Origin of the sequence: Emticicia sp. 21SJ11W-3 (assembly GCF_024138715.1) — a bacterium.
GTDB lineage: Bacteria > Bacteroidota > Bacteroidia > Cytophagales > Spirosomataceae > Emticicia > Emticicia fluvialis.
In genome coordinates this window covers 4,744,700-4,759,130 of sequence record NZ_CP092074.1, presented here as the reverse complement: position 1 = coordinate 4,759,130, position 14,431 = coordinate 4,744,700, and the positions used below count along the sequence as shown (strand labels likewise).

Here is a 14,431-nt window from a genome sequence, read left to right as displayed (position 1 = left end):
GGCGGGCATTTGTTTTTTATAAGATTAATTAACCGGTAATTTTGTTTTTTATTGCTTTAACCCGGGGTGTATTGCCTTCAGCTACTGCTTTTTAATCTAATCCTTAGTTTTATCACTGTATCTTTCCGAACTTTGCTGCCTTTAAAATTGTAATATTTAGAAATTCTCGGCGGTAGCCGATGTGTGCTCAATGAAGAATTACCTCAGATTACTTTCATACGCTCGTCCATTAGGAAACTTCATCGTTCCTTTTCTTATAACCTCCCTGTTGGCAAGTGTTTTCGGCGTATTGAATTTTACATTGTTAATACCCCTGTTAAAAGTTCTTTTTAACCAGGTAAGCCCTGAGGAGATGAAGGGTATGCTGAAGCCACCCACTGGCATCAACCCCATTCAGCAGTTTAATTTTTTCTTTGCTACTTTCCTGAAAGAAAACGGTAAGCAGGGTGCTTTACAGTTTGTATGTGGCACCGTGGGTGTTACCATAGTTTTGTCAAACATATTTAAGTACATCAGTGTCAGGCTCCTCGAAAACTTCAAGTCTAATATGGTGGCCAACCTACGGCAGGCCGTATTCAGCAAGGCCATACATCTACATCTGGGCTTTTTTAGTAACGAACGTAAGGGGAATCTGATATCACGTATTGTAACCGATGTACAAGAGGTTGAAAACTCAATTGCCAATACCTTCTCGGCTGCTACCAAAGAGTTCTTCCTGTTTTTGTCGTATATAGTAACTTTATTTGCCATTTCGTGGAATCTCACACTCTTTGCGCTATTAGTTATTCCGGTTTCAGGCATTTTTATTTCTACGCTGGTAAAGAAAATGAAGCACAATGCAGGCGAAGGACAAAGAAGACTGAGTAACCTGATTAGTTTGATGGACGAGGTGTTTGGCGGCATGCGCGTGGTAAAAGGCTTTGTGGCCGAAAATTTTGTAACAAACAAATTTAAAGAAGAAAACCAGGCTTATCGTAAATCAATTTTTAGTCTGGCTTCCAGAAGAGAGATGGCCTCACCGTTTTCTGAAATCATGGGGGTTTTTGTGGTAATAGGTATTTTATTATATGGGGGGTCATTGATTCTATCAAACGAATCGACACTGGAAGCAGCAGAGTTTATAACCTACATTGGCATTTTTTCTCAGGTTATGCGTCCGGCTAAAGAAATATCCAATGCCTTTAGTTCAGCACAAAGAGGTTTGGCGTCAGGTGAAAGAGTATTGAACCTGATTGACAGCCACTCGGAAGTGGTGAATGATAAAAACCCGGTTGATATAACCGATTTCAACGAGAGCGTAACATTCAGGAATGTAGACTTTTCGTATGATGGTACGGTTCAGGTATTGAAGAACATCAATTTTGGCTTGTCTAAAGGTAAAACTATCGCTTTGGTGGGGTCGTCAGGGGGTGGTAAATCTACCATTGCCGATTTAGTGCCAAGGTTCTATGACCCTACAGCCGGGGAAATACTCATTGACGGGCTGTCTATGAAACGTGTATCGCAGCAGTCGCTTCGTGGATTAATGGGCATAGTAACACAGGAAGCCGTTTTATTTAATGATAGCATTTTTAATAACATTGCTTTCGGAAAAACAGTTACAGAGGCAGAAGTAATACAAGCGGCCCGAATAGCCAATGCACATGATTTTATAATACAGCAACCGGAGGGTTACCAGACAGTAATCGGCGACAGAGGCACCAAACTTTCGGGCGGGCAACGCCAGCGATTGTCAATTGCCAGAGCCATTCTGCAGAATCCGCCTATACTGATTCTGGACGAGGCCACCTCGGCCTTAGATACAGAATCAGAAAAACTGGTGCAGGATGCCCTCACGAAGCTGATGCAGAACCGCACCACGCTGGTTATTGCGCATAGATTAAGCACCATACAAAGTGCCGACGAGATTCTGGTAGTGCATAAAGGCGAAATTATTGAAAGAGGCAGCCATGAAGAATTGTTGAAAATTGAGAACGGATTTTATAAGAAACTGAGTTTGTTACAGACGCTTTAAAGCCATGATTCGGAAGGATATGCTCGTGAAGGCTGCAAATTACTGCGCTTATCAGGAACGCACACAAGCAGAAGTGCGTGAGCGCTTGCAGCAATGGGGCGTGCATGGAGACGAAGCCGAAGAAATAATTGTGTATCTGATAGAAGAGAATTACCTGAACGAAGGCCGTTTTGCCAAAATATTTGCCGGAAGCAAGTTCAGAGTTAAACATTGGGGCAGGAAAAAGATACTGCATGAACTGAAAGCCCGGAAATTATCGCCCCACGTCATCAGAGAGGCCATGGCTGAAATTGAAGACGATGACTATCTGGCTACGCTCAATGAGCTGATTTCTAAGAAACGGCACGAACTACGCACCGAAAAACACCCACAGATACTGAAACAAAAGCTGGCACGCTACGCCATAGGCAAAGGTTATGAAAGTGATCTGGTTTGGGAAGTAATAAACAAATCTATGGCTTCTTAAATTTGAGGGCCTGTTATTTACCAGATGCCAGGCCCTCAAATTTAACGTTCTGCCAGTTTCTATTGTTTTGTTAAAACTAGTCTGGTTGAACTGCTAGTGCCACCCGATGTGGTGGTTTCCAGCCAGTCCATCTGGTTACCTTTAAAAGTAACGTCCATATTCAGAATAACGGTCGAGCCATCCAGAATGGTAATTTTCCCGTTCTTTACTTCGTATTTTTTTCCGTCTACATTCCCCACAAAGTCATTTACCACTGCCTTACATTCGGTTGGCACATTTGCTGATATAAAACCATCAGACTTGAAAGTAATTTCAATTTTAGCAAAACAGGGATAATCGGCTACTATTAAACCAAAGTTATCTACTTCGGCTGCATTGCCAGATTTCGTATAAACGGCTGTAAACTTCCATCTTCCTTCTATACCCGTACTTTGCCCCGTTGGCTCATCTTTTTTAGAACAATTAGTTACTGCAAACAAAACTGTAGCCAAAACCAACAATACCGCTACTCTGCGAAATACTGAAATATTCATTAATAAAGGTCTTTTAGTGAGTAAAAACGTTTTAATCTATCAATTAACGAAAAAATACCAAAACGTAGTCTCTTAATCAGCTTAATAATTTCCTTTCATTAATGTTAAACAGACGGGTCTCACTATTATTTTCTTCCGTTTCGTTCATGTTTTCTTGATGCTTTTGTATATTACTTATCTATTTGTAAAGTGGACCTGCAAACGGGTTTCAAAAGGTTTAAGACAATCAATAGTTGTATTGACATCATCACATGAAAAAGATTTTCATTTATCTGGTTTTTATCCAGGTTTTTATAGCTGCCTGCAACAACGGCAATGAGAAATCCACCTCGCCTGCGTATAAATCATTAACTGAGGCTGTATATGCCTCGGGGAATATCTACCCGAAAAATGAATACAGGCTTACAGCCAATGCTGATGGTTTTCTGATTCGTCAGACAGCATTTGAAGGAGACCTGGTTACCAGGAACCAGTTGATTTTTCAGTTGGAAAGTATCTCTCAGGACGCCCGTCTGGAAGCAGCCGGCAATATTCTGCGTCAGTCAGAGACTAACTACGGTGCCAATTCTCCGGTACTGGCAGAGCTCACCTCTCAGCTACAGAGCGCCCGAACCAAACTGGCGAATGACTCTGTAAATTATTTTCGTCAGAAAGAATTATACGACCGCAACGCTACCACCCGCGTTGAATATGAACGGGCTGAGTTGGCGTATCAGACCTCTAAAACAGAAATTACTACTCGCCAGAAAGCATTGCAAAGAACCCGAAGCCAGTTATATGTAGACCTGCAGAACTCGCAGTCAAACTTCAGAGTAAATGCACGTGAAGGCGATAATTACAGAATAAAAACCTTTGAGGCAGGCAAGATTTACGAGATTTATAAAAAACAGGGAGAACTGGTGCGCAGAGGAGAACAAATAGCATTAATAGGCGACGCCAATGAAATTTATGCCCAACTGGCCATTGATGAAGGTGATTTTTCAAAAGTAAAACCCGGGCAGGAGGTACTGGTGAAAATAGACGTGTACAAGAACAAAGTATTTAAAGCAAGGGTAACGAAACTTTACCCCAAGCTTAATAAAGCCGACCAGACCTTCAGGGTAGATGCCGAATTTGTTGGTGAAAAACCCAACGCCTATTATGGTATGACGCTAGAGGGCAACATTATTATCTCTCAGAACCCGCGTGTGCTCACCATTCCGAAAACCTATCTTGTTGGTAATGACTCGGTCTGGATTGAGGAAAACGGTGACAAAAAGAAAGTAAAGATTACCAAAGGCGTAGAAAACCTTGACCTGGTAGAGGTAAAAGGCGGGCTGAACGAAAAATCAATTGTGACAACAGGTAATTAACGGCTATTGATATTTAAAGCTAATACGATGGATTTAAAAATATCTTTTCAAATAGCAAAAACGCATTTGCTTACCAAAAAGAAACAAACCCTGATAGCCATGCTGGGTGTAACGTTTGGTATAGCCATGTTTATTGTCATGATTTCGTTTATTAAGGGTGTCAACAAGTTTCTGGAAGACTCTGCCCTTGATGCCACGCCTCATGTAAGAATCTATAAAGAAATAACCAGTAACCACCCCAGCCTGATAGACGAGGTAAATCCGGGTGCATTTAATGTAATATATCACCAGCTACCCAAAAACGAACTGGCCAATATTAAAAGCGGATTGCAGATTGTGGCGAATATTGAAAAAGACCCGGCAGTGTTGGGGGTTTCGCCGCAGATAAGCTCGCAGGTGTTTTTTAATAAAGGACCAATCCCGGTTTCAGGGCAGATATCAGGCGTTGAAATTCTGAAGGAAGATAAAATCTACAATATCAGAAAACGGATTAAGTCTGGTAGTATGGATGATTTGTTGTCAAACCCGAACGGAATTCTGATGGGTACCATTCTGGCGCGTAATCTGAACGTGAAAGTAGGCGACAAACTGACAGTAACCACGCCTACAGGAAATCTGAAGCTGGTAAAGGTGGTGGGTATCTATGGCTTTGGTATTCAGACTGTCGACGGCGTGAAATGCTACGCTAACATGTCTATGGTGCAGGAGATACTGCAAAAAGATAAAAGTTATGTGACCGACATCCACATAAAAATGAAAGACTCTCAGGCCGCTCTTGACTACGCCAAGGTTTTGAAAACACAATATGGCTATAAAACCCAGGACTGGGCCGAGGCCAACTCGGCCTTTATGTCGGGCGATAAAATCAGAAATGCCATGGTTATTATTGTGTCAATAACCCTGCTGGTGGTGGCCGGATTTGGTATCTACAACATTATGAATATGAATGTGGTAAATAAAATGAAAGACATTGCCATTCTGAAAGCCACCGGATTTGGCGGCAAAGATATTGTGGCAGTGTTTCTTATTCAGTCTATAATTATTGGGGTTTTAGGTGCGCTTTTAGGCATAATCATTGGGTTTGGTTTAAGTTATTTGTTATCTAAGACACCATTTGATGCGGGGGATTTTCTGGACGTGAAGACCTTCCCGGTTATTTTCAATATCAAATATTACATCATGGGTTTAGGGTTTGGTGTAATAACCACTATCCTGGCGGGGTATTTCCCGGCCAGAAAAGCTGCAAAAATTGACCCCGTGGCTATTTTGAGAGGGTAAACATATCTGTCTATTTTACAAACAATGAAAGTTCTGTCAGCTAATCATATCAACAAATACTTTTATGAACCTGAAAAATTTCAGGTACTTAAAAACATATCCTTCGATGCAGAGAAAGGTGAGTTTCTTTCTTTGATTGGTAAGTCGGGCTGCGGTAAATCTACTCTGCTGTACATACTTTCTACGATGGATACCGATTATGAGGGAGACCTTGAAATGAATGGTGAGCGCCTGACAGGCAAAACGCAAGACCAACTGGCGGCCTTCCGTAACGAACACCTGGGGTTTGTATTTCAGTTTCATTTCCTGCTGCCAGAGTTTACCGTATTACAGAACGTAATGTTGCCCGCTCTTAAATTAGGCAAATATTCGTCTAAAGAAGTACAAGAAAGGGCCTATCAGAAACTTAAACTGGTAGATATGCAAGACCACGCGCTTAAACAGTCATCTAAACTTTCAGGTGGGCAGCAGCAGCGGGTAGCTATTGCACGTGCGCTAATTAATGACCCCACCATTGTAATGGGCGATGAACCCACCGGTAACCTTGACAAGAAAAACTCAGAGGTTGTGTTTAATATCTTCAAGCAGATTGCCCATGAGAATCACCAGACCATTATTACTGTAACCCATGACCCCGACTTTGCCAAAGGCAGCGACAGGATTATTGAGATGTCAGACGGGCAGATTCTGAGAAGTCATAAAAGTTCATGAGCAAAAGGAATAAAATCATAGCGTTAATAGTAATCCTGATGGTGAGCGGCTCAACGTTTATCAGATGGTATGTTTTTGAAATAGATGCCCAGACAAATGTTTTGCTTTCTTTAATATCCAGCTTCGTGTTGTTTTCAACGGTGGTATTTTTCAGAAAGTTGTATGCATATTTCGACAAAGTACTACCTTATGATGAAGGGGTTTTCAAGCGCCTGATTCCACAGATTCTTATTACATTTGTTTTTCTTAATTTACTTACAAGGCTGGTGTTGTATCTCGGCATTGAGATATTCAGAATTGAGAAATTCCGCTTTCTGGTTCGTAGCGAGCTTACACACCTGGCACGGGTAACAGGTACAGTTACGCAGATACTGGCAGTTGGATTATTGAATCTGACACACTTTACCTACTACTCTATTCAGAAATGGCAGGAGAATCAGCTAAAGGCAAGTAATCTTGAAAAAGAGAAATCGCAGGTACAGTTTGATAACCTGAAAAACCAGCTGAACCCACATTTCCTTTTTAACAGTCTTACCTCACTCGACTCCCTGATTCAGGACGACCCGGCTTTAGCCAGAGAGTTTTTGCAGCAATTGTCAAAGGTGTTCAGGTATGTACTTAAAAGTAAAGAGAAGGGGCTGGTAAGCCTTGAAACCGAGCTTGGGTTTATAAAAAACTATGTAAGTTTATTGAAAACCCGTTTCGCCGATGCACTGGTTATTGTTTTTGATATAGCTGATGATACGCTCGACTTACAAATTACCCCCGTTACTTTACAAATTCTGATAGAAAACGCAACGAAGCACAATGTAATTAATGAAAGTAATCCGCTAAGAATTGAAATTAAAAGTGAGGGTGATGTGCTTTCCATAAGTAATAATCTACAAAGAAAGAAACAATTGGAGACATCAAACGGCCAGGGGCTGATTAACCTGCAGACACTTTATGGTTTTTTAAGTAACAGAGAAATTACAGTTACAGAAACAGACCAGTATTTTACGGTTACTATACCTTTGATTTGATATGAATATTCTGATAATTGAGGATGAACCTCTGGTAGCGAAAAATCTGGCCAATCTGGTAAAAGAACTTGAGTCCACAGCTACTTTATTAGCCACAATAGGTAGTGTAAAAGAGGCCATAAAATGGTTTGAAACGCATCAGGCTCCAGATATTATCCTGTCTGACATACAGCTATCAGATGGGGTTAGCTTTGATTTCTTTCATGAGGCAGAAATCAGCTGCCCTATTATTTTTACTACAGCTTATGATGAATACGCCATCAGAGCCTTTAAGTTAAACAGTATTGATTATTTGCTGAAACCCATTGATAAAGAAGAACTCAGAATTGCCTTTGAAAAATTTAAAAGAAACAGCGGTGTTGTAAAACCTGATAGTTATCATGAACAGCTGGAAAATCTGTTGACCGATTTGAAGTCGAAGGTTTTAAGTCAGAAATATAAAACGCGCTTTACCGCCCACCACCAACGTAGCATTGTGGCCGTAGCCGATAGCAAGATTGCCTGTTTTTACAGAGATGAGGTTATCTGGTTGCAGACATTCGGCGAAAAAGATACCCAAAGGCTGATAACCGACTATAATTCGTTAGATGAGGTTGAGGAGTTATTGAATCCTAATGATTTCTTCCGCGCTAACAGGCAGTTTATTGTTAATAAAATGGCCATAGAAAGCTATAGAACACACTTTACAGGCAAAATAGAACTAAAATTGCAGGTGCCAACTAAAGAAGAGATTGTAATAAGTAAAGAAAAGGCACATCAGTTTAGAGGCTGGTTTGAGCAAGGCTAAACCATCAGCAAACGCCAGATACCTGAAATCAAAAGAAAGACAAGACAAAACGGCGTAAGCACTTTCCAAGATAGATGCATCAGTTGGTCTACGCGCAAACGCGGGAGGGTCCATCGCAACCACATCTGAACAAAAATCAGCAGATAAGACTTAGACAACAACCAGAAAGCCCCCCAGAGATTACCAGACCAATGCCCTGGCTCTCCGCTTGTCCAGCTTGCCAGCTCAATCGGGCCGATGTTGGGGAAAGGCGTATTCCAGCCGCCTAAGAAAAGTATAACTCCAAGTATCGACACCAGCAGCATCATGGCGTATTCTGAGAGCATCATGATAGCCCATCTGAAACCTGAATATTCAGTATGAAAACCTGATATCAATTCTGATTCTGCCTCGGGCAGGTCAAAGGGCGCCCGGTTGCTTTCAGCCAGAGAGGCTATGAAGTAAATAACAAAAACAATTATCAGAAACGGATTCCGGAACACATTCCAGGTCAGAAAACCACCTACAGTGCTTGTTTCAACACCCAAAGCCTTAATGCCAAACAGATAGTTTTTCTCGTCCCAGAAAATACCCTGCTGAAAACTGATTTCCTGTAAATCGAGCGTCTGGGTAATTAAAATCACACAAAGTACAGATAGCCCCAGAGGCACTTCATAAGAGATAATCTGCGCTACCGAGCGCATGGCTCCCAGTAATGAATATTTGTTGTTAGAGGCCCAACCTGCCATCAGAATAGCCAGAATATCTAAAGAAACAACGGCTAGCAAAAGAAAGACCCCGGTTTTAGTGCCTGAGCCGGGCATACCAGCCGAAAGCGGGAAAACTGCAAAGCCTGCAAAAACCACCATAAACAGCATGATAGGGGCAAACTTAAACAAATTACGATCGGCATTGGCAGGAATAATATCTTCTTTCTGAATCAGTTTCAGTAAGTCGGCAATGAGCTGCAAAAGCCCCCATTTGCCTACTTCCATAGGGCCTAGGCGGTCTTGTATAAAAGCAGATACCTTACGCTCGAGATAAACCCCGACCACCACATTGGCAAAAACAATAGCAAGAAATATAGCGAGCGTAAGAATCATTTAGTAGCAATAATTAAAATTCAGCACTCTTAGGTGTTCTCGGGAACGCAATTACGTCACGGATGTTGGTCATGCCTGTAACGAACAATACCAGACGCTCAAACCCTAAGCCAAACCCTGCATGCGGCGCAGAACCAAACTTACGGGTTTCCAGATACCACCAGATGTTTTCAGGGTCTATCCCTACTTCTTTCACGCGGGTTACCAGTTTTTCGTAGTCGTCCTCACGTTGAGAGCCTCCAATTATTTCACCAATACCCGGAAACAATACGTCCATTGCTCTCACAGTCTTACCATCGGCATCCTGTTTCATATAGAATGCCTTGATTTCACGTGGATAGTTGGTCAGAATAACCGGTTTTTTAAAGTGTTTTTCTACCAGATAACGCTCGTGTTCCGATTGCAAATCGATACCCCATTCAACCGGATACTGGAATTTCTTCTCTTTATGCGCTTTTGATTTCAACAGAATATCAATTGCCTCGGTATAAGTTAAACGCTCAAACTGGTTATCAACCACAAAGCGTAATTTCTCAATCAAAGACATCGGGCTGCGTTCGTTCTGCGGTTTGTTTTTCTCTTCTTCCAACAGGCGTTTTTCCAGAAAAACAAGGTCGTCGGCGCAGTTTTCAAGCGCATATTGAATCACATTTTGCACAAAATCTTCTGCCAGTGTCATGTTGTCTTCCAGTTCATAGAAGGCAACTTCCGGCTCTATCATCCAGAACTCAGCCAGGTGGCGGGTGGTGTTAGAGTTTTCGGCACGGAAGGTTGGCCCGAAAGTGTAAATTTTCGAAAGTGCCAGCGCGCCCAATTCTCCTTCCAACTGGCCCGATACCGTTAAGCTGGTTTCGCGGCCAAAGAAATCTTCTTTATAGTCAATATCTCCCGTTTCTGTTTTAGGAGGATTTTTAATATCAAGCGTTGTTACATGAAACATTTCTCCGGCACCCTCGGCATCAGACGCCGTAATGATGGGCGTATGCAGGTAAAAGAAGCCTTTATCGTTAAAATATTTATGAATGGCGAAGGCCAGCGCATGACGAATACGGAATACGGCTCCGAAAGTATTAGTACGGAAGCGCAGGTGAGCTTTTTCGCGCAGAAACTCCATTGAGTGGCGTTTGGGTTGCATCGGGAAAGTCTCATCGGCAGTGCCGTAAACTTCTATTTTTTCTGCTTGTACTTCAACAGCCTGACCAGAACCCACCGAGGCAATCAGTTTTCCGGTTATGGCTACGCAGGCACCGGTAGTAACCAGCTTAAGCGTTTCTTCATTAATTGTATTTCCTTCTACTACTGCCTGAATATTATGGATGGTAGAACCGTCATTAATTGCAATAAATGTTACGGCTGCCTGCCCCCTCTTTGTACGCACCCAGCCTTTTACTGTTACTTCTTGTTGTACAGGTGTCTGTGTAAGTATTTCTTTGATTTGCATAAAAATAAAATCTTGTAATGAACCGCAAAAATAGATAAAAATAGCTAGTTATACGTGGCATTTGTAGAAATAAAAACAAATTGTTGTATTAGTAATTAAACAGATTGTGTAACTTAGTTTCAATAAATTAGAAATAGAGATGGTGCTTGAGACAACGAAAAAGACAGCTAAGAATAAAATTCCTGAGGAATTCATCTATGAAGTAATGGATGGAGAGCCGGTTTATTATAAAGGTTATAAGGAAGCTGTAAAAAAACAACTTAATGCTGAAGAAATAATGGGTAGCAGTTCACTACAATCTGAGTTGGTTAACTTTATACTTGAGATTATTCATATTTTTTATGATAAGAAAAAATACAGAATACATACGAATGAATCTGGTTTGAAGTTAGGATATAAAGATACTTTGGCGGGTGATATTCTGATTTATGATAAACAGGTGCTAACACCCGATAAAATCAATAATAAGTATTCTGATGTACCACCCAAATACATTATAGAAGTAGATACGAATGCCGATTTGAGTGAAACCAGCTTTATTGAATACCTGACCCGCAAAACCGGAAAGCTATTTGAATTTGGTGTAGAGAAAGTTTTTTGGGTTGTTACGGCAACTCAACAGGTGATAGTGACTTCACCCAACGAAGACTGGCTGATTAAAGATTGGAATAAGGATGTAGAGCTTTTTGATGGCATTAATATTAACATCGGGAAGTATCTGGAAGAAGAAGGAATAAAGCTCTGATTGAAAATTCCCCTTTAGGGGCTAGGGGTACAAACATATTCAGGCAGGAGATACCAAAATTATACCTCCTGCCCGCTTACTCCTCATTCTTTTTGCTCTTTTTACGTTTTTTCAGAGCATCGTTCAAGATGTACTCTATCTGTCCGTTCAGGCTTCTGAATTCCTCTGCCGACCACTTCTCCAGTTCTTTCAGCACTTCAGGACTGATTCTTAATACAAATGCTTTTTTTTCGTTGGCCATCAGTTATACAGGGTTCCGGTATTTACCACGGGGCTCACAGATTTTTCACCACACAAAACTACCAATAAATTACTTACCATCGCGGCTTTACGCTCTTCATCCAGATGTACAATTTCTTTTTCTGACAATCTGGCCAAAGCCATTTCTACCATTCCTACCGCGCCTTCAACAATTTGCTTACGGGCGGCTACCACTGCTGTTGCCTGTTGGCGTTGCAACATGGCGCCTGCAATTTCAGGGGCATAAGACAGGTGGCTTATACGCGCCTCCATTACCTCAACACCTGCCTGGGCAATGCGCTCGTTCAGTTCTTTTTCCAACATTTCGTTGATTTTCCCCGAGCCATCGCGAAGGGTAATGTTGGCGCTTTCGTCTTCTATGTTATCATAGGCATAAGAGCTGGCAAGGTGCCGCACGGCGGCTTCTGACTGAATATCCACAAATTTAAGATAGTCATCTACTTCAAAAACGGCCTTTGCGGTGTCGCTCACCCGCCAAACCACCACGGCTGCTATCTCTATCGGATTTCCCATTTTGTCGTTTACTTTCAGCTTTTGTCCGTTCAGGTTTCTGGCACGCAGGCTTATTTTTTTACGACGAAACAACGGATTCACCCAGCGTAACCCATTCTGTTTCATGGTTCCCATGTAGTCGCCGAAGAACGTAGTAACGGCTGCTTCGTTAGGATTAATTACCGTTAAGCCAATAATAAGAATAAAGCCAGCCAGAGCAACAATAATAGCCAGAATGGGCGCATAGGTAAAAAAGGTGAAGACGGGTACTATCATTAAAAGTAATCCACCTATCAGCAGCAGGTATCCGGATTGCGAGTAAAGTTCTTTCTCTTTCATAAGGGGTTTTTGTTTGATATTAAATTGATATCACAAAGATATTGAAACGACCAAGATTGACAAAAGAAAAAATGATAGGTGAGGGTTTTTACAGATAAACGGTAATTAATAATAATTGACATTTTATTTTTAACTTTGCGCCTTATAACGAATTGAAAATAAAAAGATAAAGCGATGGTTCTTAGCGAACAGGAAATTCTGCGCCGTCAGAAAAGACAAGATTTAATGGCTATGGGCATTGACCCATACCCGGCCGAGTTATTTGAGGTAAATGTAAACACTGCCGATATTCATAAGAATTACGAAAACAATAAGTTAGACTATAAGAATGTTTCCATTGCGGGCCGCCTGATGAGCTTCCGGATTATGGGCAGCGCCTCATTTGTTGAATTGCAGGATTCAACAGGCAGAATACAATTGTACTTCCGTCGGGATGATTTGTGCCCGGGTGAAGACAAGACTTTATATAATACAGTTTTCAAAAAATTACTTGATATCGGTGATATCATTGGCGTGAAGGGTTTTGTGTTTACTACCCAAACCAATGAGATTTCAATACATGTAACAGAGTTCAAGATTCTTAATAAATCGTTACGCCCGCTACCGGTTGTAAAAGAGGTAGACGGTAAAGTGTATGATGCCTTCTCAGACCCAGAACTGCGTTACCGCCAGCGTTATGTCGATTTAATAGTAAACCCGCATGTAAAAGATATTTTCATTAAAAGGGCCAGGGTTATCAGCACCATGCGCCAGATGTTTGATGAAAGAGGCTGGCTGGAAGTAGAAACCCCGATTCTGCAGCCTATTCATGGCGGGGCAGCAGCTCGCCCGTTCAAAACGCATCATAATACACTTGATATGCCGCTGTATATGCGTATTGCCAACGAATTATATCTGAAAAGGTTGATAGTTGGTGGCTTTGACGGTGTATATGAGTTTGGCAAGATGTTCCGCAATGAAGGTATGGACAGAACCCACAACCCTGAGTTTACCTCTCTGGAATTCTACGTAGCCTACAAGGACTACGAGTGGATGATGAACATAACGGAAGAAATCTTTGAAAAAGTAGCTTTAGCCGTGCATGGTACTACCAGATTCAAATCGGGTGAACACGAACTCGATTTTGCCGGGCCGTTTGCCCGTTTAAGTATTCTGGAAGCTATTGAAAAATACACGGGCGTTGATGTGGGCACGTTATCGGAAGAAGAAACCCGCCAGTATTGCCGCCAGTGGGGAATGCAGATAGATGATACTATGGGTAAGGCCAAGTTGATAGATGAGATTTTTGGTGAAAAAGTTGAAGCTAATCTCATTCAGCCTACGTTCATAATCGATTATCCGGTTGAGATGTCGCCATTAACCAAGAAGCACCGTACAAAACCGGGTCTGGTTGAGCGTTTCGAACTGTTTGTTAACGGCAAAGAAGTTGCCAATGCGTACTCTGAGTTGAACGACCCGATTGACCAGCGAGAACGTTTTGAAGAACAATTGAAACTGGCCGAACGTGGTGACGAAGAGGCAATGGCTATGGATGAAGATTTTATCCGTTCGTTGGAATACGGAATGCCTCCAACCGCAGGTATCGGTATTGGTATTGACCGCCTGACCATGATGCTGACAGATAATGCCAGTATTCAGGAGGTATTGTTCTTCCCGCAGATGCGCCCTGAGAAAAAGCAGGAGGTATCAACCGAGGCAGATTATGAAGCCATTGGCGTGCCGAAAGTCTGGATTCCTGCCTTGCAGAAAATGGGCTTTTTAATGACAGACCAACTGAAAGGAGCCAACGCTAACAAGATTTTCAATGATTTGGGAGGTTTGAGAAAGAAACTGAAAATTGAAGAAAAAATGCCAACGCTTGATGAAGTGAAGGTTTGGGTGGAATAATAGACAAACATTTGCCTTTAT

The 14,431-nt window shown here is 41.8% G+C and carries 14 protein-coding genes; 9 read left to right on the top strand and 5 right to left on the bottom strand.

Annotation, left to right across the window (positions count from 1 at the left end):
- Window positions 1-190 precede the first annotated feature (190 nt).
- Window positions 191-2,014, top strand: coding sequence for an ABC transporter ATP-binding protein (locus tag MB380_RS20145; protein ID WP_253530901.1), 1,824 nt, complete (start codon window positions 191-193; stop codon window positions 2,012-2,014).
- Between the two features lie 4 nt (window positions 2,015-2,018).
- Window positions 2,019-2,480: a regulatory protein RecX gene (locus MB380_RS20140; protein ID WP_253530899.1), complete on the top strand. Its 462-nt coding sequence runs from the start codon at window positions 2,019-2,021 to the stop codon at window positions 2,478-2,480.
- A gap of 59 nt (window positions 2,481-2,539) precedes the next feature.
- On the opposite strand, the gene MB380_RS20135 is transcribed toward MB380_RS20140, so the two are convergent.
- On the bottom strand, window positions 2,540-3,013 hold the full coding sequence (locus MB380_RS20135; RefSeq protein ID WP_253530898.1) for a lipocalin family protein: 474 nt from the start codon (window positions 3,011-3,013) through the stop codon (window positions 2,540-2,542).
- Window positions 3,014-3,264: 251 nt separating this feature from the next.
- Between MB380_RS20135 and MB380_RS20130 the strand changes: the two genes are divergently transcribed.
- Genes MB380_RS20130 through MB380_RS20110 form a run of 5 tightly spaced genes read left to right on the top strand, consistent with a single transcriptional unit; the run spans window position 3,265 to window position 8,163 of the window.
- Complete coding sequence (locus MB380_RS20130) at window positions 3,265-4,365, top strand: efflux RND transporter periplasmic adaptor subunit (protein WP_253530896.1); 1,101 nt, start codon at window positions 3,265-3,267, stop codon at window positions 4,363-4,365.
- A gap of 27 nt (window positions 4,366-4,392) precedes the next feature.
- The gene (locus MB380_RS20125; protein WP_253530894.1) at window positions 4,393-5,643 is read left to right on the top strand and encodes an ABC transporter permease; all 1,251 of its coding nucleotides are present in this window, start codon (window positions 4,393-4,395) and stop codon (window positions 5,641-5,643) included.
- Between the two features lie 24 nt (window positions 5,644-5,667).
- The gene (locus MB380_RS20120; RefSeq protein WP_101724580.1) at window positions 5,668-6,354 is read left to right on the top strand and encodes an ABC transporter ATP-binding protein; all 687 of its coding nucleotides are present in this window, start codon (window positions 5,668-5,670) and stop codon (window positions 6,352-6,354) included.
- Window positions 6,351-7,376: a sensor histidine kinase gene (locus tag MB380_RS20115; protein ID WP_253530892.1), complete on the top strand. Its 1,026-nt coding sequence runs from the start codon at window positions 6,351-6,353 to the stop codon at window positions 7,374-7,376. Before MB380_RS20120 ends, MB380_RS20115 begins: the two co-directional genes overlap by 4 nt.
- Window position 7,377: 1 nt before the next feature.
- Window positions 7,378-8,163 carry a LytTR family DNA-binding domain-containing protein gene (locus tag MB380_RS20110; protein WP_253530854.1) on the top strand — a complete coding sequence of 262 codons (786 nt, stop codon included), beginning with the start codon at window positions 7,378-7,380 and terminating at the stop codon, window positions 8,161-8,163.
- Here MB380_RS20110 and MB380_RS20105 read toward each other — a convergent pair.
- Entirely contained in the window at window positions 8,160-9,245 is a 1,086-nt protein-coding gene (locus tag MB380_RS20105) for a complex I subunit 1 family protein (RefSeq protein ID WP_253530851.1), read from the bottom strand. The genes MB380_RS20110 and MB380_RS20105 overlap by 4 nt on opposite strands.
- A gap of 13 nt (window positions 9,246-9,258) precedes the next feature.
- Window positions 9,259-10,686: an asparagine--tRNA ligase gene (gene asnS / locus MB380_RS20100; protein ID WP_253530849.1), complete on the bottom strand. Its 1,428-nt coding sequence runs from the start codon at window positions 10,684-10,686 to the stop codon at window positions 9,259-9,261.
- Between the two features lie 139 nt (window positions 10,687-10,825).
- On the opposite strand from asnS, the gene MB380_RS20095 reads away from it, so the two are divergent.
- Window positions 10,826-11,431, top strand: a complete 606-nt coding sequence (locus MB380_RS20095; protein ID WP_253530847.1) for a Uma2 family endonuclease — start codon at window positions 10,826-10,828, stop codon at window positions 11,429-11,431.
- Between the two features lie 76 nt (window positions 11,432-11,507).
- Here the strand turns inward: MB380_RS20095 and MB380_RS20090 are convergent, their stop codons facing one another.
- Complete coding sequence (locus MB380_RS20090) at window positions 11,508-11,672, bottom strand: Arc family DNA-binding protein (protein ID WP_253530845.1); 165 nt, start codon at window positions 11,670-11,672, stop codon at window positions 11,508-11,510.
- Window positions 11,672-12,523 (bottom strand): SPFH domain-containing protein, encoded by an 852-nt coding sequence (locus MB380_RS20085; RefSeq protein ID WP_253530842.1) that lies wholly within the window; start codon window positions 12,521-12,523, stop codon window positions 11,672-11,674. The genes MB380_RS20090 and MB380_RS20085 overlap by 1 nt, the downstream gene beginning before the upstream one ends.
- Before the next feature lie 174 nt (window positions 12,524-12,697).
- Here MB380_RS20085 and lysS point away from each other — a divergent pair, with 174 nt between their 5' ends.
- The gene (lysS, locus tag MB380_RS20080) at window positions 12,698-14,410 is read left to right on the top strand and encodes a lysine--tRNA ligase (RefSeq protein WP_253530840.1); all 1,713 of its coding nucleotides are present in this window, start codon (window positions 12,698-12,700) and stop codon (window positions 14,408-14,410) included.
- Window positions 14,411-14,431: the final 21 nt, after the last annotated feature.

Excerpts from the sequence above, each read along its gene's own strand:
- MB380_RS20085 (WP_253530842.1), bottom strand. The coding sequence starts at position 12,523 with ATGAAAGAGAAAGAACTTTACTCGCAATCCGGATACCTGCTGCTGATA.
- MB380_RS20095 (WP_253530847.1), top strand. The coding sequence starts at position 10,826 with ATGGTGCTTGAGACAACGAAAAAGACAGCTAAGAATAAAATTCCTGAG.
- MB380_RS20120 (WP_101724580.1), top strand. The coding sequence starts at position 5,668 with ATGAAAGTTCTGTCAGCTAATCATATCAACAAATACTTTTATGAACCT.
- MB380_RS20130 (WP_253530896.1), top strand. The coding sequence starts at position 3,265 with ATGAAAAAGATTTTCATTTATCTGGTTTTTATCCAGGTTTTTATAGCT.
- MB380_RS20145 (WP_253530901.1), top strand. The coding sequence starts at position 191 with ATGAAGAATTACCTCAGATTACTTTCATACGCTCGTCCATTAGGAAAC.
- MB380_RS20125 (WP_253530894.1), top strand. The coding sequence starts at position 4,393 with ATGGATTTAAAAATATCTTTTCAAATAGCAAAAACGCATTTGCTTACC.
- MB380_RS20140 (WP_253530899.1), top strand. The coding sequence starts at position 2,019 with ATGATTCGGAAGGATATGCTCGTGAAGGCTGCAAATTACTGCGCTTAT.
- MB380_RS20110 (WP_253530854.1), top strand. The coding sequence starts at position 7,378 with ATGAATATTCTGATAATTGAGGATGAACCTCTGGTAGCGAAAAATCTG.
- lysS (WP_253530840.1), top strand. The coding sequence starts at position 12,698 with ATGGTTCTTAGCGAACAGGAAATTCTGCGCCGTCAGAAAAGACAAGAT.
- MB380_RS20135 (WP_253530898.1), bottom strand. The coding sequence starts at position 3,013 with ATGAATATTTCAGTATTTCGCAGAGTAGCGGTATTGTTGGTTTTGGCT.
- MB380_RS20115 (WP_253530892.1), top strand. The coding sequence starts at position 6,351 with ATGAGCAAAAGGAATAAAATCATAGCGTTAATAGTAATCCTGATGGTG.
- MB380_RS20090 (WP_253530845.1), bottom strand. The coding sequence starts at position 11,672 with ATGGCCAACGAAAAAAAAGCATTTGTATTAAGAATCAGTCCTGAAGTG.
- asnS (WP_253530849.1), bottom strand. The coding sequence starts at position 10,686 with ATGCAAATCAAAGAAATACTTACACAGACACCTGTACAACAAGAAGTA.
- MB380_RS20105 (WP_253530851.1), bottom strand. The coding sequence starts at position 9,245 with ATGATTCTTACGCTCGCTATATTTCTTGCTATTGTTTTTGCCAATGTG.